A 23725-nucleotide genomic window follows, 5' to 3' on the forward strand; every position below is an offset into this window, starting at 1 on the left:
TAGTTTAATCAGCAGCTTTTTTAGTGGACTTTTGTATTTCATTGACAATCTCCTGTGCAAAATGCCCCAAGGTGCCTTCACTGTAAGAGCGGATAACTTCAGGTGCCAGGGAGGCGAGAGCTCTTTTGATGTATGCAGGGGGATAATTTTTGCGGATAAAATCATCCTCGATTTCGACTGCTGTCTTGACAGCAAAAAATGTAGCCAGTTTGTTTATTTCTGATAATCTGTCTTCACTGTCCTTTACTATTTCCCCCAAAGGCTTGAAAAGATCCACTATCGGATCCGGCAGCTGGTCCTCTGAAATAAACAACCCATTTCCATTCTCCATTAAATCTCTCGAATGCCCCATGTATTTTAATCCGTATACCTTGCAGGAAGGGAATCTTCCTCTAATACTGTTCGTTGAAAGCGCAGTCGCCATGTTGATGAAATCGATAGAAGATTCCACAGGAAACATACTTTCTATAAAAGAAATCACTTTTCCGGCAGGTAAAGCGAGCAGAATCACATCCATTTGCTTCAGCTCGTCATCGGTTAAAGGGCATCCGTTTGGGAATTTTTCAGCAAACTGTTCTGCCTTTGACCTGTCGGGATGATAAAAGCCGATTGAAAGATTAGATTTATGCCATTGAGTCATCATGGCAGTCCCCAATTTTCCAATCCCTGCTAAACCTATTTTCATCATGTGCCTCCTATTCTGTCTGAAAAAAAGACTATCCCCTAAGTTAGTATATTCTAACTTTGCAGGATAGCCTTTTATTTTTCAAGATTACTGTTTTACCAAATTAATATAGCAATTAATGTGGCAATAAAAAGACTGGCGACAACAGGAATAAAGTTTTTCCTGGCCAGTTCCAAAGGTGAAAGCTGGAGGAACCCTGCTACTGCCACAAGGGAGGACCAGGCAACAATCGTTCCTCCACCCCAGATGGCGCCCATCTGCCCGATCGCTGCCAATGTGGAAGGGTCGATATGGCTTCCATTTGCCAAAGCACCGGATAAGGCACCTGTTAACGGCAGCCCAGAAAAGCCTGAACCATCCAAGCCAGTAATTAAACCTACTATCAAGAGACCAAAACCGGCAATAAAGGCATTTTCAGGAATATAAGCCTGGCCTGCCTGTATCATATCGAACAAAAACGCAGGTTTGGAAGCGTTTTCATCTAAGGATAGTATCGTGCCGGTGAAGTCTGAGCTTCCCATAAAGAAGAAACCTGCTATTGGAATAACCGGGGCCATCGCTCTAAAGGCAAATACAAACCCTTCGGTTAAATGCTCGCTTATTTTATCCAAGGCATGGATGCGATTAAATGCCACGGTGGCAAGCACTAATAAAAGTGTCGCTACCCCGCCGATAAAGGCAGCTCCATCTGTTCCTTCAAATCCGGATCCGCCTGTTAACTTTGTTGAGAACATATACACCATAACAGCCAGCATGGATAAAGGCACTAATACAGCAAAGACCTTACCCCATGTGTTTTTTCTCTGGATGGTTTCAGCACTTTCTTCAGCAGTGGCCGCAAGTTCATTGGCTACACCAAAATATGCTGAATCCTCAGGATTTAGCGAGGAGTCATGGTGGCCATTTTTGACAATAGATTTTCTATGCGCCAAATAAATATAGGCCAATGCGCTTACTCCTGTAATGAGGGAAAGAACTAATGTCTTATCTGCAACCAGTGCTTTATCAATTCCAGCCGCTTTGGCACTTAGCATCGGTGCTACCTGCATGATATAATCAGAAGAAAGCGCCATTCCCTGGCCAGCAATGACTATAACCATGGCAGCCGTCATCACAGGCAGGCCAGCCCTGACCGCTGCCGGGACCAGCAATGCACAGATAAGCGGGACAGCAGGAGTAGGCCAGAAAAAGAGTGAAATAACATAAGTGGTAACCATTAATACTAAATAGGACACATGCCCGTTGATCATTACCTTCTCAATTGGTCCGATAAGCCTTTTATCAGCTCCCAGATCTTTCAAAGAATTAAGAAGCGCAATCATGAGGGAGATGATCAAGAATATACTGAATAGCTCTTTTGCCGCAAGGAGATTAGCGTTAAAGACCGCCTGGAAGCCAGCGATCAGACTTCCTTTATAGATGACTGCCACAAAGAAAGTTCCGATGATAACAGGCAGGACAACGCCTCTTCTGAAAAGCATCGTTGCGATTACAGACACAGTAACAATTGCATATACCCAATGAGCAAATGTTAACTCCATATATTCCCCTCCGTTTTTCGTTATAAAAAAATCTCTTTATAAATAGATTGCAAAAGACAGATTGCAGGAGGCATGATCTGTTTTTCTACAGCTGACTATGTAATACCTCAACACTTGGCTTATTCAGGAGGTTTTGAAACTTTTTCCAAAAAGCATACTGCATTTGGTGGATTGTATACCAAACTAAACAAAAAACAAAAAGCGATAATCTCTGATGTGTTTGTTATCTGCGTGTACGCCATTCGAATCATACTATACTATTTTCTTATGCTCCTTCAGAAGTTCTTACCAAAAGATCAGCCTTTCTTCCTCTGGTACATGAGAATTTTGACCACCTCCCTTTTTCACTATATTTAACTTGTATACTATAATAACACTAAAAAAGAATATTGTGCAAATAATTTTGAAAATTTAGATGTTTTAATATTTTCTATAAAATATATTGCTCTCTTAATAAATTTAAGTTAAAATCTAGAATAAAATTGCACAAAGTATATCGTATACCAAATTCAAGACTCCTATTGTTAGGGGTGATCCCATGAAGGAGTGATAAATATGCTTAAAGCTGGAATAATCGGTTATGGAACGCTGGGGAAGACTATTGCAGAATTAATTGAAGCCGGCCATGCCGGTGAAGTGGAGTTAAAGTCTGTGCTTGTTAGAAGAAAAAAGAGTGCAGAACATGCAGACAAACAGACATTTGCTTTTATATCAAATGAAGCAGAATTTTTTAATGGGGATTTAGATATTATTATAGAGGCAGCGGGTCATCAGGCTTTACACATGTTCGCGGAGAAAGTGCTGGCAAATGGGAGCCATCTTGTAGTACTTTCCGTTGGAGCATTGGGAGACAACATTTTTTTTGAACAGCTGCAGACTGTGGCCATGCAGCAGAACCGGCAGATCTTTATTCCCTCTGCAGCTATCGCGGGCCTGGACCGGATTGCGGCAGGTGCATTGGGGGAAATTGAAGATATTACCTTAATTACTAGAAAGCATCCCCGCAGCTGGAAAGGTACGATAGCAGAAGAAAAAGTGGATTTACATACTCTGACAGAACCATTTTGTATTTATGAAGGCAATGCACGCGAGTCGTCCAAGCTCTTTCCGCAGAGCGTGAATGTTTCAGCGGCCCTCAGCCTTGCAGGAATCGGCTTTGAAGACACAAAAGTAAAAGTGTATGCTGATCCAACTATCCAATCGAACACTCATACTATTAAAGCAAAGGGTTATTTTGGCGAAGTTGAGATATCCGTTTCGAATATTCCTTATGAGGAAAATCCAAAATCCAGTCCGATTGTCGCCATGAGTGTGGCCAAGGTTTTAAAAAATTTTACTTCGCCAATTGTGATTGGAGTGTAAAAAAATTAAGAAAGGGCTTCTGCTCTTTCTTAATTTTTCTTTTCACTTTGCTGCACCGCTTCAATATATGCTTTTTTTGAATTCTCAATATGTATTTTGGTCAGATATTCAGCCATTTCCATTTCTTTATTGACGATTGCTTCCATGATTTTCAAATGCTCCTCCATTGACTGCTTTGCCCTTCCCGGATTTTTATGCCCGATTTTGGCAAATGCGCGAATGTAATCGGATAATCCGCTCAGCATCTCATAAAGCTTCACATTTTTGGCAGAGCTATATAGGAGATGATTGAGCTCCCTATGTAATTCAGAAGCATCCTCTTCAGGATTGTTCAGGTATTCCTCGACCTTTCTTATGCTATCAGTGAATTTGCTTTCCATTTCTTTATCGAGCTTTTGAACAGCCAATTTTGCTGCCAGAACTTCAAGTGATGATAAAATGGTAAACACTTCGATAATTTCCTTTTCAGAAATATCAGCAACAATTACGCCTTTTCTTGGGACTGTCTTAACAAACCCCTGGGATTCCAGGCGGAACAGCGCTTCCCGAATGGGTGTCCTGCTGATGTTTAATCTCTCAGCAAGTTCTCGTTCCACCAGCCGGTCTCCCGCTTTAAATTCTCCGTCCAAAATAAGATCCTTAATATGCAGATAAACCCTCTCGCGTATCGAGATCAGATTATCTTCCGTCCAGTTATTCCCCATCCCTTTCCCTCTTTCTCTTTAGTATCCTTAGCTCATTATAACTTACCTATCGGGGTACAGCAATTTTTTGGCTGATTTACCCATTTCATGTTTACGGAACATTCATTTTTTCAATCATTCCTCTGGAAGTACGGTCATTTGCCGCTACACGCGAAATGATTTCCGCAATGATTTCAGCCAGTTTTAAAACCATGTATAATCTCGTGCTATTTAAGGAATGAACAGGTGATAATGGATCCAGCGTGTTTACAATTGCCTTCAAATGATAATCACCCACACTTGGAAGAGCCCGATTCACTGCATTTCCCGGGATAAATGACCCTTCCCTTATTAAAAGATAGCCGATTTGCCGCTCGTCTCCAAGGCAGGCATCTATGCCAAATATAAACGGATCATGGTGGGTTTCTTTGATTTCATTAATTACTTTCTTGATATTCAATGCGTGAACAGGCTCCTGCAAAGTCCCATAAACTGGATAAGTAATGTTTTTTTCCTTGAGAATTTTTCCTGCCAATGGCCCAAGAGAGTCTCCTGTTGAGCGGTCAGAACCAATGCACAAAATAACAATGTCCCTGGATGTGCTGTAAAAAATCTGTTTCAGCTTAGTTACCATCTTTTCGATTTCTGCTTCTTCGGTCGTTTCTTTAATGGAAATATAACTGGCTGCATCGACGACATTTTTGTTCTGTTTGCTTGATGAAAATGGCCACATCTTGGTCCCTCCTTTCCGGTAATCGATATTTATATTCCGAATCTTATTTATTTTTTAATTGATAATCATTCTTAGTGTATACAATTAGAGCGGCAATTGTAAATTTATTTAACGAATATATTAAATGTACTACCCCCTCATTAGGCGGCTTATCCGAAATTTTTAATTATCTTTCTACAATCATAATCGAAGCCCAAGCTAAAGTTCATCTTTTTTATCTTCCACACTTTTTGAAAAATCCCAGTAAAAATTAACTATTTCGCCTTTCGAAAAAGGTGTTATAATACTATTTATAAAATTTTACAGAAATGAAGGCGAGTAGTTTGAAAAAGAGATTATGGCTTATTTATGGAATGCTGACTTTGGCTACTGCTACATGGGGCAGCGCATTTATTGCCGGCAAGTTTGCTGTTCAAAGCTTTGAGCCTGCAACAGTTGCTTTTTTGCGGTTTTTTGGAGCTGCCATCCTGCTTTTTCCGCTCATGTGGATCATGGAGAAAGACCGGAAACGACCGAATTTAAGGGATCATGGATTGTTTGCTCTTTTGGGCCTGACTGGAATTGCGCTGTATAATATTTGTTTTTTCCTGGCCACAAAGCATGCGCCAGTCATTAAAAGCTCATTATTTATTGCTTCAAACCCGGTGCTGATCGTCCTTTTATCAGGATTATTCTTAAAAGAAAAAATTACAAAGAATCATATCATTGGAATGGCCGTTGCTTTGACAGGTGTAGTGTTTATTATTACAGATGGCCATTTGCTCACTCTTTTCCAATACGGCTTTGAACCGATTGACTTCGTATTGCTGGGTGCTGTGATCAGCTGGGCCATCTATAGTGTTGTGGGGAAAGTGGTATTGAAAAAATTCAGCTCAGTGGAATCCACTACTTATGCAGTTGCCTATGGAACCTTATTTCTATTGCCATTCGCTTCGGCTGAAACATCGTGGATGGATATCCGGCAAGCCAGCATGACGACATGGGCCGCGATCGCCCATATGAGCATTTTTGTTACAGTGGTTTCATTTGTGATGTACTATAACGGGATTAAAGAGGTCGGTGCGGCCAAGGCCTCCATTTTTATTAATGTGATGCCTGTATCTGCCGTTATAATGGCTACGGTCTTTTTGGGTGAAACGTTCACCATGGCTCATGGAATAGGGGCAGCATTTGTTCTGACTGGTGTTTATATAGGAACAAATGCGAAAATGTTTCAGAGAAAGCTGCCTAAACAGTCAATGAAAAATGAGACAGCATAAAATGCAGTCTCATTTTTTTTTGCTCAAAAAAATTCTACTCGTGATCATAATAGCTTTTCTGTTTATGTATAAAAGAACGTGCGAGCTCTATCGCTTTTTGAGCCTCGCCTTTTTCTGAGTAAAAGTGGAAAAGCTTTTTCTCATAATGGTCGATTAAAATGCCATAGCCAATTTTTTTAAAGTACGGCAAGGCTGTTTCCTCTATAAATTGATAGTATTGCTGTTCTTCCTTTTTCAATAGATGGAGATGAAGCTGAAAATAAATCCAGGTATATGAATCAGCTGCTTTTGCCCTCTCCATGCCTTCTTCAGCTAATTTTATTAGCGCACTGCCGGCCTGAAGTTTTCCTTTATAACAGGTATGGATGTATCCATCTAAAGCAGTTAAATAGTGAGGAGCATTTTCGGCCGTAAGCTTCAGTGCTTCCTCATAAAGGCCTGCTGATTCCCTGTATTTCTTTCGGCGAAAATATTCAAATGCCAGATTATGATAAAGCTTGGATTTTCGGTCACCTGAATTACACGCATCACATAGCTTAATTAACTGTTCATATTTTTCCTTGGTATCATTAAAATCATGCAGTTCCTTGGCATTTAGCTGAACAATCAGCAGCATTTCTGTGTCGATAATGCGGAGGATATTTAAGGTTCTTTGAAAATATTGAAGAGCCTTTTTGCCATAATAATAGGCTGTGATATTTGAATGGATGGAATGGTAAGCAATTGCTAAATGGTAATAGTATTCATCATAGCTGTACTGATCTCTGTCAATAGAAGCTAAACAGCTGATACAGTCACGGTATTGGCCTGTAAGAAAGTAATAGATGCCCTGGATATGCTTCAACAGATTCGCATCATGAGGTGAAAAGGCAGGAGAAGTTTTACTAAGATCCGAAATCAACTTTGATGCTGACTCCAAACCACTTACAGATAAATAGTATCTGGCTGAAAGCAGGCCATATAGAGTCTGAAAATCAGGCATATGAATCAGTTTTTCAACCTGCAGTTCCTTTTTTATCTGTTCAGATTCCTGTACACGCTGCATGATCATGCTCTCATGCCATTCATTCAGCCTCTTTGCAAGCTGCTGATATCGCAGTATTTCCTCTTCGGCATTAATGCCGAGCCTCCTGGCCAGAAGATGTGTTATTTCTCCCGAGTATTCGGTAATTCCCCGTTCAATTTTACTCAAATGGGTTACCGAACAAATCCCTTCCCCCAGCTGACCCTGAGTCAGGCCTTCTCTTTCCCTGTAAAACTTAATTATTTTCCCAATGATCATGCTGCACCTCGGTATTAAAGTTTCTATTATTATAGTGAAATCACCAGTAATTTTCTATAGGTTAATAGAAACAGGCAGGAGAACGTTTCTCCCGCCTTTCTGTGCAATTCTTATTTTTCTTTTGGCTCCAATCCAATCATTTTCAGGAAATCTCCAAGGCCTTTTTTCCCTATTGTTTCTTTCGGCTGATTTCCTTTTCCTGCTAATGAGCCTTTCGTTAAGAAATTCTTTTCAATCCATCTGACATCTGTTTCATCGACCACCCCATCCTGGTTAATATCGAGATGGGAATTTTCAGGAGCTTTCTTGCCATAATGATCAACAGCTTCTTTCAGATCCCGGATATCAACAATCTGATCCTGGGTAACATCCCCTGCAAGGTTATCTTCGGGTTTAATTCTCACATACAGGCCTTGCTGCTCTCCCTCTTTTTCAATGCTTGCCATTACATTCTTATATTCAGCCATATGGCCAGGCACCTCGACATAGACGGTATAGGCTTTTTTATCTGCTGGTACAATCACTTCAAAGAGGCCCCTGCTGTCCATTGTTCCCTCATATATCTTTCCATTTGCAGCTTTAGCGAAGACTGTTGCCTTAAGCTTGGTAAAATCGTATTTGTTATCAATCCAGCCTCCGGAGGTTAAGAAAGCTTCCGGTGCTATATTCCCGGTTATTCTTGAATGTGAGGAATTGAATTCAAAATGATTCAAGCTATATGCCGGAATTTTCTTTTCTTCACTTTCTCCCTGTTTTTTATAAGATAACTCCTTTAAACCAATGGAAGAGTATCTCGAGTAATTCGTATCATCTGCGACCTTAAAAGTGACATCTAGGAATGGCATATCCCCATTGATGCCTTCGAAATCAGCTTTTGAAAGTGATGCTCCGACCTTAACTCCTGATTGGGCAACAACAGGTTCATCCAATTCTATAGAAATTCCTTCTTCATCAGCAAATTTTTGAAGCTTTGAATTCACCTTAACTTCCTGGAATTCAAAGAAATTAAGGAAAGGCTGCACCTCAAATGAGCCTGAAACAAATTTCTTCACATTATTTAAATCAAGGGTCATGGTAATCTCATCATTCAGCTTTACACTGCTCTTATCAAATCGGCTGGTTGCATGTTCGGTGCCTTCCTTCATGAACACATATTGAGGACTTGAAAATGTGTTTGCCGCTGTGCCCATATCCCAAGGGAACAGCTTTAACTGATAAGGTCTGGCTTCATATTCTTCCGGCAGCACACCAAATTTTGAAGCTCCATCATCTTCAAGCTTGAGAAATCCGCTAATAAATGGGCTGCCATTTTCATAGTAAGCAGCTGTATTGGTTTTTTGAGTAAAATCCATTCCTTTTGACTGCAGCAGGTCAACTGTTTTATCTGTAATATTTCCATGTACCCAGAATGCGTGATGGCCATCTTCATCAGTTAACATGCCATCATTTATTTCGATGACTCCCGGTTCAATATCCAGATCCACTTCCGGCGGGGTATTATCTACGATACCGACACTCTCGTAGTGATAACTTTTCCCTTCGGCATCCCGGCTGATCAGATCAAGTACATAATCGCCCTCTGGCAGTTTTTGAATGTAATCAGCTATTGGCTGCTTCTTATTCCCAGTGAATGGATAAACAAGTCCCCTGTGTCCAAAAAAGATCAGGTATTCCTTGTCAGGGACTGCCTGGCTGCCGTCATAGCTTCCTACGAGCCCTACAGCCTTGCCTGTTTTGGCATCTTTGACAATCAGGTCGAACGTTTCCATTGGACTTTTAAACTTAAAGACAAAGTGAGAACCTGGTGCATAGTATTGATGGAATGGCGTATCTGTTGTAACAGAAGGTGAGAGCGGCTCGGCATAGGAAATCCCTTTGTCTGTAACTCTTATAGCAAAAGGAATTTGGTAGCGGTCATTTGGATTTGCCTGATTAACCACATGAATATAGCCTTCATAACGGCCGATTTCAGCCGATTTTGGAATGACAATTCCAGCCTCAATTTGCTCTGTTTTCCCTGCTCCAATTGTCAGCGATTCAGGGATATGGACTTTAATATTATTTTTATTTCCATCCTGTACGCCTTCCCGTGCTGCATGATATTCCACTTCTACTCTAAATGATTGATCCTGTTTGCTATTATTCGCCACTTGTATGCTTCGGCTGTCCTCAATATCTGCATTGTCCAGATAATGGCTGCCGTAGCTGATGGAGCCTGTAATCTCATCTACTTGGATGTATTCTCCGTTTTCTATATGATCGGTTTGATCCTTTACTTTGAATGATATGTCCGAATGAACAGCCTGATAGGCATCTACCCGGCCAGCCCCCACTTCATATACTGAGTAATCGCTCTTTAAATCATCAGATGTGTTCATTAGAGATGTTTTTACAGTGAAAGGGTCCATGTCTGGATTTTGCTGAAGCATAAGTGCCGCCACACCCGCAATATGAGGAGTCGCCATAGAGGTTCCATTCAGTCTCGCGTAGGCAGAGCTATAATCCTGCCCCTCTTCCGGGTGGTTCATGAATTCCGGATAAGTGGAGAATATGGACACTCCTGGTGCCACAAGATCCGGTTTTATATCATAATTACTGTTAACAGGCCCTCTTGAGCTGAAGTCTGCAAGAGAATCTCCTTCTGTTTTAACCTGGGTAAGCTGATCAAATGTAATAGTTGCTTCAGGATTCCCTTTTAAAAAGTCTCCAGCTGCTTTCGTAAGCTGGAACGTTGGAATATATTTGGCGTTTTCTCCTATATAGGCAGGTATTTCACCTTCAGTGTTATTAAAAATAATGACAGCTGCTGCGCCTGCATTTTTAGCATTTTTCACTTTCTCCTCAAATGTAAGCTCTCCTCGTTCAATTAATGCAATTCTGCCAGCTAACTCTTTCCCTGTAAAATCTCCTGTTTTACACAATCCAGTAAACACAACAGGATACGATTTGCCTTCCAGAATTTTTAAGTCATCAGAAAAATTCTTGGCAAGTAATTTCATAGATTCAAAAACCTTGTCGCCTGCACTGGCTTTAAAAGCCGGAATGGAAATGGCTGCATCACTCGCACCTACTGTAATCCCAAACGCGCTCGTACCTGGCGACCCAAGAGTCTTTTCACTTGGGCCCGCATTTCCGGCTGCCACAACGGAAACGACACCTGATAGCATCGCATTATTTATCGCCACTGATGTAGGGTATAAAGGATCGTTTACACTGGCACCAAGGGATAAATTAATCACGTCCATGCCATCCTCAACAGCTTTATCAATGCCTGCAAGCACTCCATCTGTCGTACCTGAACCATACGGGCCGAGAACTCTGTATGCAAATAAATCTACATCAGGTGCAACTCCTTTTACAGCATAATCAACTGCATTGTCTTTTTGCGCAGCAATTGTGCCGGAGACATGCGTACCATGGGAAGTATAATAGGCAGAGCTATTTAGAAACTCAGGCATACTCGCTGCTTTCCATTCATCATAGGTCGCTTCCATTGGGTCAGCATCATTATTGATAAAATCCCAGCCTTTCACAGAGGCAGGATCGACTGCTTCTGGATCTTGTCCGTTTTCAGCACGGTATCCTTTATAAGAATCTTTTAAGTCAGGGTGGGTATAATCAATACCTGTGTCCAGTACTCCAACCTTGATTCCTTTTCCGGTAACCCCTTCATCGTGAAGCTTATCCACACCGATTTGGGGAATGCTGTCTGCCATCTTCGGCTTCATTTTAGTTTCCTCTTCTGAAGGAAGATCCAGCTGGACCTGGGCATTGCTCCAAATCCGCTTTACTTCGCCTGATTGCAAGAGTTCCTCCACCGCTATACCCGGCAGTTTCATTGAAACCCCATTGAATGCATTTTTGTATTCGCGTTTCACTTCAATTTTACTGGCTTCATACAATGAACTGCTTTTCCTAGCCCTCAGTTTGCTAATATGGGCTTTGAATTCACTGTGGGATTTTTCTACTTTTTCTTTAGCTGAGTGAAGAGAGAGTTTTTTGCCGTTCAAAGCTTCTTTCTTTACCTCCACCTTTGCAGGAGCCTGGTTAAATTCCACAATGACTTCGACCAGCTCAGGAGTGGTTGTATTTACTTCAGGGGAAATAATAAATCCCGGCCCTATCTCAAGCTGTTCTAAAGATTCCCTTTGTTCTTTCGAGAGGCCATTTAGGATTTTTTCCGCTTCATCTACTGTGACTTCCGGCTTCTGTGCAAGCACATTAAATGGAATGGCAGCAGAGAACAATAAACTTGCAGCTAGTGCCCCTTTTAATAGATTATTGCGTGACTTCATATTTTTCCTCCTGCTCTTTAATTGATGGAAAAGTAAGAATACTTACTATATTTATCTTAAAGGGGATAGTTGTGAACAGTAAATTGGGGTAATTAAAGAGGTACATTACTACTAAATTTCTTGTTTTCTGCTGATATTTATCTTGAAAATAGGATAAAGAGCACCTTGATAGGATAGAGAAAAATATAAATTTGGAAGAATGGGATATTGATTACCCCAAATGGGTGATCGGGGGCAGGTTTTTGAAGGGAAACTTTTATTTCATTGGCTTTATGACGAATTTCTCTATTCCTTAATTCTTTATTTGCCGTGGGGTTCATATCTTTCCTCGCCTGCATTTTCGTCGACATGAACACTCCTTGGCGACTGTTTTCCTTTCCCCCCTTCCGGTTTCGTCTTCATGAAAGCTCCATGACGACCGTTTTCTTTTCCCCCCTTGCATTTTCGTCTTCATAAACACTCCTTGGCGACCGTTTTCTCTTCCTCCCTTCTGTTTTCGTCGTCATTAGCACTCCTTGGCGACAGTATTACTTCCCTATAATCGCCATGACTCTTCAGAAAATCTATTAATGAATTTAAAAACAAAAAAGGACACTCCCCCAATCAGAAGTGTCCAATCTGCGATATATATTACTTCGAAGCAACACTGCCCTGGAGGACACGCCTTAAAGCATCTGCCGCCTGCTCAATCGACTTTCTTCCCTGATCCAGTACACCAGGCATCCAGAAGAAGCCATGGATCATGCCATCATAACGTTTGGCTTCAACCGGGACACCGGCATCCTTTAAACGCTCAGCATAGGCCTCACCCTCATCGCGCAGCGGGTCAAATTCTCCCGTTAACACCAATGCCGGCGGCAGTCCGCTTAGGTCTTTTGCCTGCAGTGGAGAGGCATATGGATTTTTCCCATCCTCTTCATTCCGCAAATAATGATTCCAGAACCATTCCATGCTGTCTTTCGTAAGCAGATAGCCGTCTGCGTTTTCAGTATAGGATTCTGTTGCATAGGAATGGTTGGTTACAGGATAAATCAGCATCTGAAAGGCGAGTGAGATTTCACCTTTGTCTCTTGCCATGAGGGCAGCAACGGCTGCAAGGTTCCCGCCTGCACTGTCGCCTCCGACGGCAATGCGGCTCGGATCCACTCCAATGGAAGCTGCATTTTCAGCCAACCATTTGACTGCAGCATACGAATCATCCGCAGCCGCAGGAAATTTATGTTCCGGAGCCAGTCTGTAATCCACAGAAACGACCACGTAATTCGCCAGATTCGTTAAAAGACGGCAAGGAACCTCTACTGTCTCCAGGTCACCGATTACCCAGCCGCCGCCGTGATAATAGATGAGTGCTGGAAAAGGTCCTTCTCCTTTAGGAGTATAAATTCGGACAGGTATCTCTCCTCCAGGTCCCGCAATTTTTCTATTTTCAATCTTCCCTACTTCCTCCGGTTCTCCAGCCAGAGCGCTGAAATCTGTGGTAAGTCTGGCTTCCTCCGGTGATAGCTGGCTCATCGGCGGAGCTCCTGCTGCCTCCATCTGTTCCAATAAAAATTTTGCCTGCGGATCTAATGCCATAATTATTTCCCCCTAATAATATATTTATAGACAGGGCAGGAGTAAGCCTGCCCTATCAATCCCCACTTAATTCACAGCACTTTTTTCAGAGGCTGTCAGGCTAAAGCCTTCATAGCCTTTTTCGGCGACTTCATCACAAATCCTTCTGTAGGTTCCAACACCGCCTAGATAAATTTGGAAGCCGCGGGCTTTTCCTTCAATATTGGCACCCATGTACCATGAGTCAGTTTTGGTAAATAAAGTCTGATCGGCGATTTCACGGCAGTGCTTGCTCCATGTATTTTCCGCCTCTTCTTTTACTTCAATGACAGCCTGGTTTTGGTCGCGCATATAGCTGATGCAATCAAATACCCACTCCACATGCTGCTCAATCGAAACCATCATATTGCTTAATACGGAAGGACTTTCAGGTCCTGTCAGCATGAACATGTTCGGGAAACCTGCTGTGCCTAAGCCTAAATAGGTTCGAGTATGTGAGCCGCCAGTCCATTTCTCTTTCAGGGAGACGCCGTCTTTTCCCCGGATATCGATCTTAAACAGCGGTCCAGTCATCGCATCAAAACCTGTGGCAAACACGATCATGTCAAGGTCATATTCAGCATCTGCAGTCCTAACCCCTGTTGCGGTAATCTCCTGAATCGGCGCTTCTTTCACATCCACCAGCGATACGTTATCGCGGTTATAGGTCTCGAAATAATCTGTATCAATGATGGTGCGTTTGGTGCCGTAATAGAATCTCGGAAGGAGCTTTTCAGCCACTTCTGTCTTTGCGACTGTTTCGCGGATTTTAGAGCGGATGAACTCCGCCACGATGGCATTAGCTTCAGGAGTAATGGACAAGTCATTATATGTGTAAGTAAGATTTAGCAGACCTCCTTTTTGCCAGGCTTCTTCAAAAACTTTTTGCCGTTCTTCAGGAGATTCATCAAACACGGAAATGTTTCTTGGCTCCTCCGGTATGCCTGTAACGGAATGGCGCATTTTCTCTCTGATTTCCCTATAATTTTTCCGTATATTTTTCAGGTGTTCAGGATCATTCGGCGTATTCCTGGCTGGACTGCTGTACTGCGGGGTCCGCTGGAATACGGTCAGGTGCTTGGCTTCTTTTGCAATGACAGGGATTGCCTGGATACCGCTGGACCCTGTGCCAATGATGCCAACGCTCTTGCCTTGGAAATCCACTCCTTCATGCGGCCATTGCCCGGTATGATGCCATTCGCCCTTAAAGTTTTCCAGCCCTTTAAATTTAGGTACATTGGACGCTGACAAGCATCCTACAGCTGTAATAAAATATTGGGCAGAAACCTTTTCACCGTTATTTAATTGAACGTCCCACCTATTTTTCTTTTCGTCAAATTGCGCGGATTGCACCCTTGTATTGAACTGCACATCCCGCCGCAGTTCAAACTTATCCGCTACATAATTTATGTAGCTTAGTATTTCAGGCTGTTCTGCGTATTTTGCCGACCAGCTCCATTCTTTCAATAGTTCCTCAGAAAAAGTGTAATTATAGTAGATGCTTTCAACATCGCATCTTGCGCCTGGATACCGATTCCAATACCATGTCCCACCGACATTATCGCCCGCTTCAAATACCCTCGTGGAAAAACCGGCTTCCCGCAAAAGATGCAGCATATACAATCCAGAAAAACCAGCCCCTACAACGACAGCATCAAAATCCGTGAGAGAGTTCGATTTTTGAAATGTTGACATACTTTCTTCCTCCTCATGATATTAATTTAGTTGAAAGCGATTACATTTTTCTTGTTAAAAGTACCTCCTCTCCAGGACATATATTTTAATCTATTTTAAGCTTACTATCATTCGTTTATATTGAATATTCACAATTTTCTATATATAATATCCCTATAAGGAAGGTGTTAATATGGCAATAGAATCTACCATTTTGGATAATATCCAGAATATAGAAGATATCGAGAGTCATGAAGAAAAACTGTATAAAATTCTAGAGGTTTATATGAACATTTTTCCTGTTCAAAACGCCTATTTATTCCGGTATTCACCCTTAGGCTTTATTGGTGAAGGAATCATCGCTATTACGGGCCAAGGATTAATACATATCAGAGATATCAGGGATGATATTCGTTCATTGCCGCTTATTTATTCTGCCCTTTATGAAAGGAAAGCAAAATATTGTTCGGGGATCGAATACCTGAAGCAAATAAACATCAAATACATTACAACTTCCAATGTCAACTCCTTCCTGGCTATCCCCATCTGCTTTGGCGCTGTTCCCATCGGTTATATTTGCACGAACGAATTTGATGATCATATAAAAATTTCTGATCAGCAGCTTTCTTCTTATACTCAATTTGGTCAACAGGTAGGAAAAACCCTTGAAAAAACGGAAGGAAAAGAAGATACCCGGCTATTAAGCAAAAGAGAAATGGAGGTCATGAAGAGGATTTCCTGGGGGGAAAGCATTAAAGAAATGGCTGATTCCATGTATATCAGTGAAGTCACCATCAACCAGTATATTAAAACAGCTATTAGGAAACTGGGAGCTCAAAACCGGTCACAGGCAATTGCGGAGATGTTTCGACGAGGAATGATTTCGTAATTTTCACCTATTCATATTGCACGCCAAAAAGGCCCTTTTCATAAAGAAAGGACCTTTTTTCAGTTTATTTTTCCATCATTAATTTTAAAATGAGCTCATCCGTATGACGGGTTCCTTCATTTCCTAATTTACAGAAACTCTCGATGCTCTTTTCAACGTCATCGTGAATAAATCCATCGGTTGATTTGATTTCCTGATCGTTGAGAGCAAGGAGGGCAGACTGCACTGCTACATTGGAGCAGGTAGATACTTTCATGGCACACCCGGCTTTTGCTCCGTCACAGATCATTCCGGAAACATTTCCGATTGTGTTTTGAATGGCTGCTTTGATTTGCTGAAGCTGTCCATCCAGCAAATATACGATGGCTGCACTTGCGCCCATACCTGCAGCAGTTACACCGCATAAAGCCGAGAGCCGGCCAAATTTGGATTTTATATGAATGGTTATCAGATGACTAAGTGCAACTGCCCGAATCATTTTTTCCTCTGCAACCTTAAGTCTTTCTGCAGCTGCAACAACTGGAAGTGTGACTGCGATTCCCTGGTTGCCGCTTCCGGTGTTTGCCATAACTGGAAGTGTGGATCCTGCCATTCTCGCATCTGATCCGGCTGCAGCCAAAGACATAGCCGCAGTAGCAATATCATCCGATAAGATGCCCATTTCCACATTCCTCTTTATCGTTTTCCCTACCTTTAGGCCATACTCGCCCGATAGGCCTTCCATTCCAATGACCCGATTGAGCTCAATACTCTTTTTTATCAGTGATAAGGAGCTGACTTCCACACTAAGCACCCATTCATATATCTCCTCAATGGTGAGTGCAATTAATTCATCTTCTTCAGATTGGATTCCTAAATTTTCACATCCGCCCTGGTAGATAATCTCTCCATCAACCTCTATTAAAGTAATGTTGCTGTGGTTATCAGAGATTACCACTCTGGAAGTCTGCATATCTGTTTTTAATACCGCTTCGATATAAAGCCTTTTTGGTGTCTCCGCCTGAAGGGAAGTTACTTTTCCTTCTTCAATAAGTTTCAGCGCCAGGAGCTCATCTTCTGGCTTCACTCCCTCTAATACTTCGAGCTTTCTTGCAGGGTTCCCTGCCACAGCGCCGATTGCCGCTGCGAAATCAAGACCATAGGAATTCATGCCGGGAATTCCGACTGATTTTGCATTTTTGATGATGTTTCCGCTCGCTTTTAAGCAAAGCTCTTTTATTTCCCCTTTTACATGGCTCTTTGCCATTGCTGCAGCAAGTGCTATTGCAACAGGTTCCGTACATCCAAGGGCAACCACTAATTCTTTTTCCAGAACTCTTAAGATCTTGTGCTTCTCCATTTTCATACCCCTAATTGTTTAAAATAAATGAATGAACTTTAACTATTATAATTCAAATAGTGAAAAATGAAGAGAGGCAATATTTCCTTTCGATACGAAAACTCTTTGGAATCATGAAAATAGGCGCAGCTCTGACTGTTAATCTTTGCTGAATAATGCACTGAGATTCTTCAATGTATATAGCCTTCCAGTCACCATAAAAAGGCTGTTATAGTTTCTTTGTACATACTCATCAATAATGGTAAGCCCTTTTGCAAACCGGTCCACCAAATAATTTGTGTATTTTGGGTCCCAGACAAAACGATTGATTCTGAACAGCTCATCTGAGAGGATATGAAATTTATAGTCTTCAGCAATCAATTTTATTTGTTTTAATTTGTCAGTGTCCAAATAGAAAATATTGTTATCAAGGTTCTTATTCAGAAAGGTTAGAAAATCCCTAATATTTTCAGCGAGTAAAGTTGCTTTTTGCATTTCAGGTTTCACATTTATACTCCCCTTCATAGATAGTTCTGCTTACAAAGAATCTATGAGAGAGAGTATTATCTTAACACCAAAAAAGCCAGGAAACTGAAATTCCTGGCCTTTTGCGATTTACTTCATCCCCGAAATGGTATAACCATCAATAATATATCGCTGGAAGAGAATGAAGATGATGATAATTGGAACAACCATGAAGGTTGATCCGGCCATCTGAAGGGCAAAGTTTCCGCCATATTGGCCTTTTAATAATTGGAGTCCTACCGACAGAGTATAAAGGCTTTCATCGTTGGCAATGATCAGCGGCCACAGGAAACTGTTCCATCCTGCAATAAAGGTTAAAATCCCCTGCACCGCCATGACCGGTTTAGCCATCGGCAAGACAATCTGCCAGAACACCCTTAACTCACTGGCACCATCCAGTCTTGCTGCTTCCAGCAATTCATCCGGTATGGTAGTCATAAATTGCCGGAACAGGAAAATCCCGAATGCGCCCACCAGGCCAGGAAGCACAATGCCCGCCATCGTGTTTGTCAATTGCATCTGATTCAGAATCAGATATACCGGAATCATGGTTACTTGCCCGGGGATCATCATGGTTGCAAGTACGAGAAAGAACAATTTATTGCGTCCTTTAAATTCAAATTTGGCAAAGGCATAACCGGCCATCGCATTTAAGAATAAGCCTACAAACGACCAAAGAACGATGATAAGTGTATTTTTCAAATAGAGAGCGAAGTTCATATTCACAAAGAGGTTCTGGAAGTTTTCCAATGTGAAATCTTGCGGCAGCAAAGTTGGTGTCAGCTGCATAACTTCACTTTCAGGCTTAAAGGCAGAAAGGATCATCCAAATAAATGGAATGGAAACCAGCACTCCTCCAATTGTAAGAATAATAGCTGCTGCCAATTGCTGAGCTCTTTCCTGCTTAACACTGCTGCTTAATGACTGTTTTTGAACTGCATTGGATTTCATTTTGTTTTTCACCTCAGCTTTCATCAATAATCCTGCCCTTTTTTCTGAAGCCTAAATTGAATCATTGTTATGAATATGATGGCAATGAACAATATGAAAGATCCTGCTGCTGCATAACCAAAGTTGCTGAATTGGAATCCATTCCGGTAAATAAACAGTGCAACTGAAGTCGTACTGTCTAATGGACCGCCATTTGTCATGACAAATGGTTCTTCGAAAAATTGCAGCCAGCCGATCATAGTCGTGATTGAAACAAAAAAGATTGCGTATCTCAAAAGAGGAATCGTAATCTTGAACATCTGCTGCCAGTTGTTGGCTCCATCAAGCTGTGCTGCTTCATAGTAAGTTTTTGGAATCCCCTGAAGCGCAGCAAGAAAAATAATCATATTAAGGCCAATAGCTCTCCAAAGTGCAAGGGCTATTAACGAAACCTTTGCCATTGTTGGATCCTGCAGCCATGGAACAGGCGGCAAGTTAAGAAACTCCAGCAGATGGTTAAACAAGCCTAACTGAGGGTTATACAGATAGCTCCAAACAACAGCAACCGCAACCACGTTTGTGATGGAAGGCATATAGAAAACAACCCGGAAAGCTTTAAAGATGCGGGCTTTCCCAAAATTGATCAGGAGCGCAATTCCCAGGGAACAAACGATAACCAGCGGGACACCAAAGACCACATAAAACAGTGTATTAAAAATGGATTTTACAAATATCGGATCACTTACAACTTCTTTATAATTCTCTAAACCAACAAAACTAATGGATGACCAGTCTGCTATCCCAACCAGATCCAGGTCAGTAAAACTGATGATCAGCGCCACAAATATAGGAAGAATGGAGAATAATGTAAGTAAGATAAGTGCAGGAGCTATAAAAAAGTATGGAGTTTTGTTTGCCATAAAGCTTTTCATTGTAGGTCCCTTCCTTCTTAGTCCAATTATTCCGGACTATTGCAGGCAACTGGCAGACACCCGCCGGCCAGTACCTGTTGTTAAAAATTACTTGGCTAAAATTTCTTCAGACTTTTTATCAAAGTCGTCCATTTCGGCCTGAATATCAGCTCCGCCACGATAAATCTTTTCAAATCTGCTTAAGAAATCCTGTGCAATTTTCTCAAAAGGTTTGATGACAGGCATTGGCTGTGCATTTTCTAATTGTTCTCCAAATACTTTATAATACTCATTTTGCTGAAGCTGATCATCATTCCAAGCCTCTTTGCTTGCTGGTAAAGAGTTTGTCAATTCAAGCCATTTAACCTGAGTTTCAGGTTTACTCATATAAGAAAGGAATTTAAGTGCCTCTTCTTTATTTTCAGTATGCTGGAATACGGATAAATTGGATCCGCCCAGTGTAGATGTGTTTGTTTCCTTAGCCGGAAGGACTGCTGTTGCCCACTTGCCTTCAAGTTCCGGTGCCTGGTCATTGATTAGCTTGACCATCCAAGGTCCGCTGATAAACATCGGCAGGATTCCATCGCCTCTGAATGCCTGGACGATATCAAGTCCAAGATCTACAGGAGCAGATCCATCTTTGAAGAATCCATTTAAATACTCGACTGCTTCAACAAATTCCGGTTCATTGAAATAAGACTGATTGCCTTCTAATAATTTGGATCCGTTTTGACGAGCTAACATAAATGATAAGCTTTGCTCATTTGTATCGATGCTGATTCCATATTTATCATCACCGCGGTCAGCCAACTTTTTGGCTGCATCCTTTAATTCATCCCAAGTCTTAGGTGCTTCCTTATAGCCAGCTTCTTCCAATAAATCTGTACGGTAAAAAAGTACACGTGTATCAACATACCAAGGCACGCCAACCACTTTGTCTTCATATTTTGTTGTTTCCACTGACCCCTCGAAGAAATTATCGGCTTTAAGCTCAGGGTATTCTTCAGTATGCTCAGCTAAATCAAGCAACGCATTCGCAGATGCAAACTCAGGAATCCAAGTCGTACCCATTTGCACAACATCAGGACCTTTTTTAGAAGCGACTGCTGTCAATAGCTTATCATGCGCCTGATCCCAAGGGATGGCTTGAACTTTCACATCAATTTCCGGGTTTTCTTTTTCAAATTCATCTGCAATCTTTGGAAGTGTTTTTGCCTCTTCTCCCATGCCCCAAACCGTTATCGTTTTTTGCCCTTCCTTCGCAGAAGATCCGGAATCAGAAGAACAGCCTGCCAATGCCCCTGAAACCACCATTGTACCTACCATTGCAGCTGCTGCAAATTTTTTACTGAAAACATTTAACAACTTTTGACTCATACGTAAAACCCCCAATAATTTAATAGGCTTTGCTTTAAGTTTCCCGCTATTGTGCTGCAACATTACTACCTTAAGAACAAACGCAAAAAATCTGCCATCTGGTAAATGGCTAACGAATTCCCCCTTGCAGTGAAACGTTTCGATATTTGATAAAAAAATATTAATCTGAAACTATAGAAACGATTCAACATTATTAAATCAGAATAACAAATCTCCTAATTAAATTGATTGAAACGTTTCGATAGGGCTATTATATTTCAATGTGTAATCGTTTTCAAGTAAAATTTTTCAGTAAATATTTAAAATTCCTTATAGAACTTACAAAAGTGAATAACCAGAAATAGAAACGTTTCGATTTTAAATTGACTCATAAAAAGAAAGCGCTTATAATGCAGTTGTATCCTAATTCGAAACGTTTCTATAATTTTTATGATTTTACTATAAAAAACTGGGGAGGTCACCCTGATAATGAATCAAAAGCTACAATCATTACTTGAAGAAATGACACTTGATGAAAAAATTGCCCAATTAATGCAGCTGGCCACGCCATTTTTTGAAGGTTCAAAGGATGAAGGGCAAATTACAGGCCCTCTTGCCTCAATGAAAGTCACTGAAAATAGCATCCGCAGCTCCGGATCGGTTCTCGGAGCCTCCGGCGGCGCGAAAGAAGCAATAAGCATACAGAAGGCTCACTTAAAAAATAATCGATTGGGCATCCCTTTATTATTCATGGCAGACATTATTCACGGATATAAAACTATTTTTCCAGTCCCTCTTGCAATTGGCTGTTCTTGGGATCTGGATGGTGCACAATTGAGTGCCGAAATTGCCGCTAAGGAAGCGGCTGCATCCGGGGTACATGTAACCTTTGCCCCCATGGTTGATCTTGTCCGTGACCCACGATGGGGCCGGGTCATGGAATCTACAGGTGAGGATCCATACTTGAACAGTGAATTTGCCAGGTCCTTTGTCCGCGGTTTCCAGGGTAAAGACTTAAAAAATAATAAGGAATCTGTAGCAGCATGTGTGAAGCATTTTGCAGCGTATGGAGCTCCGGAAGGCGGCAGGGATTATAACACAGTGAATATGTCGGAACGGCAGCTGAGGGAATCCTATCTGCCAGCCTATAAAGCCGCTCTTGATGAAGGCTGCGAAATGGTTATGACAGCTTTCAACACGGTCGATGGAATCCCCGCAACCGGCAATCGTACACTGATGCGCGGACTGCTTAGAGACGAATGGAAATTTGATGGAGTTCTAATTTCTGACTGGGGTGCAGTGAAGGAACTGATCCCTCACGGGGTTGCCGAGGACGAAGCAGAGGCTGCACTAAAAGCCATCCAGGCTGGTGTGGACATTGAAATGATGACTTCCTGCTATATCGATCACTTAAAAGAACTCGTGCAGAATGGAAAAGTGGATGAAGAACTAATTGATGAAGCGGTACTTAGAATCTTAAGCCTGAAGGATAAACTGGGGTTATTTGAAGATCCAACGCGTGGTGCTGATGAAGCTCTTGAAAAGGAACTTGTCCTCAGCGAAGCCCACCGAGAAGCATCCAGAGAGCTTGCAGTAAAATCCTCCGTATTATTAAAAAACAACGGCGTTCTTCCTATTCAAAAGGAAAAGAAATTGGCGTTGATCGGACCATTCGCACAAAGCGGCGATATCCTTGGCCCATGGTCGTTTCTTGGATCAAAGGAAAAAGCTGTTCAGCTTTATGATGGCATAAAAGCAAAAGTGGGTTCCTCTCTTCTTGCAGCCGCAAAGGGGTGTGACATTGAGTCCGGCACAGAAGAACAAATAAATGAAGCTCTTAAAACAGCTGAGGATGCAGACATTATCATCCTGGCACTTGGGGAAGATTCTGAAATGAGCGGAGAAGCAGGCTGCCGCACCGATATCCGGCTTCCTGAAGCCCAGCTTAAACTGGCAGCCAAGGTGAAACAGCTTGGCAAACCCCTCATCGCCGTCCTCTTCAATGGCCGCCCGCTTGACTTACATGGTATCTGGGATGAAGCTGACGCCATTCTGGAAGCATGGTATCCAGGTACGGAAGGCGGAAATGCTATTGCGGATCTATTGCTGGGCGATGCAAATCCATCAGGAAAACTGACTATGTCTTTCCCTTATTCTGTTGGCCAGGTGCCTGTTTATTACAATCATTTTAATACCGGACGCCCTAAAGGAGCTCCGGATGCACAGGAAAGATACGTATCCCAATATTTAGATAGTCCAAATGACCCTTTACTGCCGTTTGGGTACGGATTAAGCTACACAACCTTTGCTTATGCTGAAGCGAAACTTTCAGATTCCATGCTGTCCCCTTCAAAGCCGATTTCGCTTTCTGTACAGGTAACCAATACCGGAAGCTATCCGGGAGAAGAGGTTGTCCAGCTCTATATCCGGGACGTTTCAGGAGAAGTCGTCCGTCCTTTAAAGGAACTAAAGGGTTTCAAAAAGATTGCCTTGGATTCAGGCGAAAAGGCAGCTGTAACCTTTGAAATTAAGGAACAGCAATTGCGTTATTATCATACCGATTTATCATACAAGAGCGATAGCGGGAAATTCATCGCGTATGTCGGCGCAAACAGCAGAGACGTTATCTCGCTGCCATTTGAATTGATGAAAGACTGAAATACTTATAATAACTATTAACATGCTCCTA

17 protein-coding genes are annotated in these 23725 nt (G+C 41.9%); 4 read left to right on the top strand and 13 right to left on the bottom strand.

Annotated features, from left to right (window positions below; genetic code table 11):
- Positions 1 to 4: 4 nt before the first annotated feature.
- Complete coding sequence (locus tag ACEQ1T_RS20825; protein WP_206836895.1) at positions 5 to 685, bottom strand: NAD(P)-binding domain-containing protein; 681 nt, start codon at positions 683 to 685, stop codon at positions 5 to 7.
- Between the two features lie 95 nt (positions 686 to 780).
- Entirely contained in the window at positions 781 to 2226 is a 1446-nt protein-coding gene (locus ACEQ1T_RS20830; RefSeq protein ID WP_206836892.1) for a hypothetical protein, read from the bottom strand.
- Positions 2227 to 2781: 555 nt separating this feature from the next.
- Between ACEQ1T_RS20830 and nadX the strand changes: the two genes are divergently transcribed.
- Positions 2782 to 3588, top strand: a complete 807-nt coding sequence (gene nadX / locus ACEQ1T_RS20835; RefSeq protein WP_370224562.1) for an aspartate dehydrogenase — start codon at positions 2782 to 2784, stop codon at positions 3586 to 3588.
- 29 nt (positions 3589 to 3617) lie between these two features.
- Here nadX and ACEQ1T_RS20840 read toward each other — a convergent pair whose 3' ends face one another.
- Together ACEQ1T_RS20840 and yyaC are read right to left on the bottom strand one after the other, a co-directional pair.
- Complete coding sequence (locus tag ACEQ1T_RS20840) at positions 3618 to 4292, bottom strand: GntR family transcriptional regulator (protein ID WP_206836886.1); 675 nt, start codon at positions 4290 to 4292, stop codon at positions 3618 to 3620.
- 91 nt (positions 4293 to 4383) lie between these two features.
- Positions 4384 to 5004 (bottom strand): spore protease YyaC, encoded by a 621-nt coding sequence (gene yyaC / locus ACEQ1T_RS20845; protein WP_370224563.1) that lies wholly within the window; start codon positions 5002 to 5004, stop codon positions 4384 to 4386.
- A 353-nt stretch (positions 5005 to 5357) separates the two neighbouring features.
- Here yyaC and ACEQ1T_RS20850 point away from each other — a divergent pair, with 353 nt between their 5' ends.
- A complete protein-coding gene (locus tag ACEQ1T_RS20850; protein WP_206837672.1) occupies positions 5358 to 6263 on the top strand; it encodes a DMT family transporter in 906 nt (301 codons plus the stop codon).
- Between the two features lie 34 nt (positions 6264 to 6297).
- Here the strand turns inward: ACEQ1T_RS20850 and ACEQ1T_RS20855 are convergent, their stop codons facing one another.
- The 4 genes from ACEQ1T_RS20855 to ACEQ1T_RS20870 form a co-directional block, all read right to left on the bottom strand.
- The gene (locus ACEQ1T_RS20855; RefSeq protein WP_370224564.1) at positions 6298 to 7545 is read right to left on the bottom strand and encodes a helix-turn-helix domain-containing protein; all 1248 of its coding nucleotides are present in this window, start codon (positions 7543 to 7545) and stop codon (positions 6298 to 6300) included.
- Between the two features lie 110 nt (positions 7546 to 7655).
- Positions 7656 to 11840 (bottom strand): S8 family serine peptidase, encoded by a 4185-nt coding sequence (locus ACEQ1T_RS20860; RefSeq protein WP_370224565.1) that lies wholly within the window; start codon positions 11838 to 11840, stop codon positions 7656 to 7658.
- A gap of 630 nt (positions 11841 to 12470) precedes the next feature.
- On the bottom strand, positions 12471 to 13415 hold the full coding sequence (locus ACEQ1T_RS20865; RefSeq protein ID WP_370224567.1) for an alpha/beta hydrolase: 945 nt from the start codon (positions 13413 to 13415) through the stop codon (positions 12471 to 12473).
- Between the two features lie 66 nt (positions 13416 to 13481).
- Positions 13482 to 15128, bottom strand: a complete 1647-nt coding sequence (locus ACEQ1T_RS20870; protein WP_370224568.1) for a flavin-containing monooxygenase — start codon at positions 15126 to 15128, stop codon at positions 13482 to 13484.
- Between the two features lie 172 nt (positions 15129 to 15300).
- Between ACEQ1T_RS20870 and ACEQ1T_RS20875 the strand changes: the two genes are divergently transcribed.
- Positions 15301 to 15996, top strand: coding sequence for a response regulator transcription factor (locus tag ACEQ1T_RS20875; RefSeq protein WP_206836871.1), 696 nt, complete (start codon positions 15301 to 15303; stop codon positions 15994 to 15996).
- Between the two features lie 64 nt (positions 15997 to 16060).
- Here the strand turns inward: ACEQ1T_RS20875 and ACEQ1T_RS20880 are convergent, their stop codons facing one another.
- The 5 genes from ACEQ1T_RS20880 to ACEQ1T_RS20900 form a co-directional block, all read right to left on the bottom strand.
- Positions 16061 to 17335, bottom strand: coding sequence for a serine dehydratase subunit alpha family protein (locus ACEQ1T_RS20880; protein WP_370224569.1), 1275 nt, complete (start codon positions 17333 to 17335; stop codon positions 16061 to 16063).
- A gap of 138 nt (positions 17336 to 17473) precedes the next feature.
- Entirely contained in the window at positions 17474 to 17821 is a 348-nt protein-coding gene (locus tag ACEQ1T_RS20885) for a hypothetical protein (protein WP_206836864.1), read from the bottom strand.
- Positions 17822 to 17929: 108 nt separating this feature from the next.
- Positions 17930 to 18790, bottom strand: a complete 861-nt coding sequence (locus ACEQ1T_RS20890) for a carbohydrate ABC transporter permease (protein WP_206836861.1) — start codon at positions 18788 to 18790, stop codon at positions 17930 to 17932.
- A 23-nt stretch (positions 18791 to 18813) separates the two neighbouring features.
- A complete protein-coding gene (locus ACEQ1T_RS20895) occupies positions 18814 to 19701 on the bottom strand; it encodes a carbohydrate ABC transporter permease (RefSeq protein ID WP_370224571.1) in 888 nt (295 codons plus the stop codon).
- Between the two features lie 87 nt (positions 19702 to 19788).
- Positions 19789 to 21057, bottom strand: coding sequence for a sugar ABC transporter substrate-binding protein (locus ACEQ1T_RS20900; RefSeq protein WP_206836856.1), 1269 nt, complete (start codon positions 21055 to 21057; stop codon positions 19789 to 19791).
- A 465-nt stretch (positions 21058 to 21522) separates the two neighbouring features.
- Here ACEQ1T_RS20900 and bglX point away from each other — a divergent pair, with 465 nt between their 5' ends.
- On the top strand, positions 21523 to 23694 hold the full coding sequence (bglX, locus tag ACEQ1T_RS20905; protein ID WP_370224584.1) for a beta-glucosidase BglX: 2172 nt from the start codon (positions 21523 to 21525) through the stop codon (positions 23692 to 23694).
- Positions 23695 to 23725: the final 31 nt, after the last annotated feature.

The organism is Cytobacillus sp., from assembly GCF_964223445.1.
GTDB lineage: Bacteria > Bacillota > Bacilli > Bacillales > Cytobacillaceae > Cytobacillus.

Coding starts and splice junctions, on each gene's coding strand:
- ACEQ1T_RS20855 (WP_370224564.1), bottom strand. CDS start 7,545: ATGATCATTGGGAAAATAATTAAGTTTTACAGGGAAAGAGAAGGCCTG.
- ACEQ1T_RS20860 (WP_370224565.1), bottom strand. CDS start 11,840: ATGAAGTCACGCAATAATCTATTAAAAGGGGCACTAGCTGCAAGTTTA.
- ACEQ1T_RS20850 (WP_206837672.1), top strand. CDS start 5,358: ATGCTGACTTTGGCTACTGCTACATGGGGCAGCGCATTTATTGCCGGC.
- ACEQ1T_RS20900 (WP_206836856.1), bottom strand. CDS start 21,057: ATGAGTCAAAAGTTGTTAAATGTTTTCAGTAAAAAATTTGCAGCAGCT.
- ACEQ1T_RS20895 (WP_370224571.1), bottom strand. CDS start 19,701: ATGAAAAGCTTTATGGCAAACAAAACTCCATACTTTTTTATAGCTCCT.
- ACEQ1T_RS20825 (WP_206836895.1), bottom strand. CDS start 685: ATGAAAATAGGTTTAGCAGGGATTGGAAAATTGGGGACTGCCATGATG.
- ACEQ1T_RS20880 (WP_370224569.1), bottom strand. CDS start 17,335: ATGGAGAAGCACAAGATCTTAAGAGTTCTGGAAAAAGAATTAGTGGTT.
- ACEQ1T_RS20870 (WP_370224568.1), bottom strand. CDS start 15,128: ATGTCAACATTTCAAAAATCGAACTCTCTCACGGATTTTGATGCTGTC.
- ACEQ1T_RS20840 (WP_206836886.1), bottom strand. CDS start 4,292: ATGGGGAATAACTGGACGGAAGATAATCTGATCTCGATACGCGAGAGG.
- yyaC (WP_370224563.1), bottom strand. CDS start 5,004: ATGTGGCCATTTTCATCAAGCAAACAGAACAAAAATGTCGTCGATGCA.
- ACEQ1T_RS20865 (WP_370224567.1), bottom strand. CDS start 13,415: ATGGCATTAGATCCGCAGGCAAAATTTTTATTGGAACAGATGGAGGCA.
- nadX (WP_370224562.1), top strand. CDS start 2,782: ATGCTTAAAGCTGGAATAATCGGTTATGGAACGCTGGGGAAGACTATT.
- ACEQ1T_RS20830 (WP_206836892.1), bottom strand. CDS start 2,226: ATGGAGTTAACATTTGCTCATTGGGTATATGCAATTGTTACTGTGTCT.
- ACEQ1T_RS20875 (WP_206836871.1), top strand. CDS start 15,301: ATGGCAATAGAATCTACCATTTTGGATAATATCCAGAATATAGAAGAT.
- ACEQ1T_RS20890 (WP_206836861.1), bottom strand. CDS start 18,790: ATGAAATCCAATGCAGTTCAAAAACAGTCATTAAGCAGCAGTGTTAAG.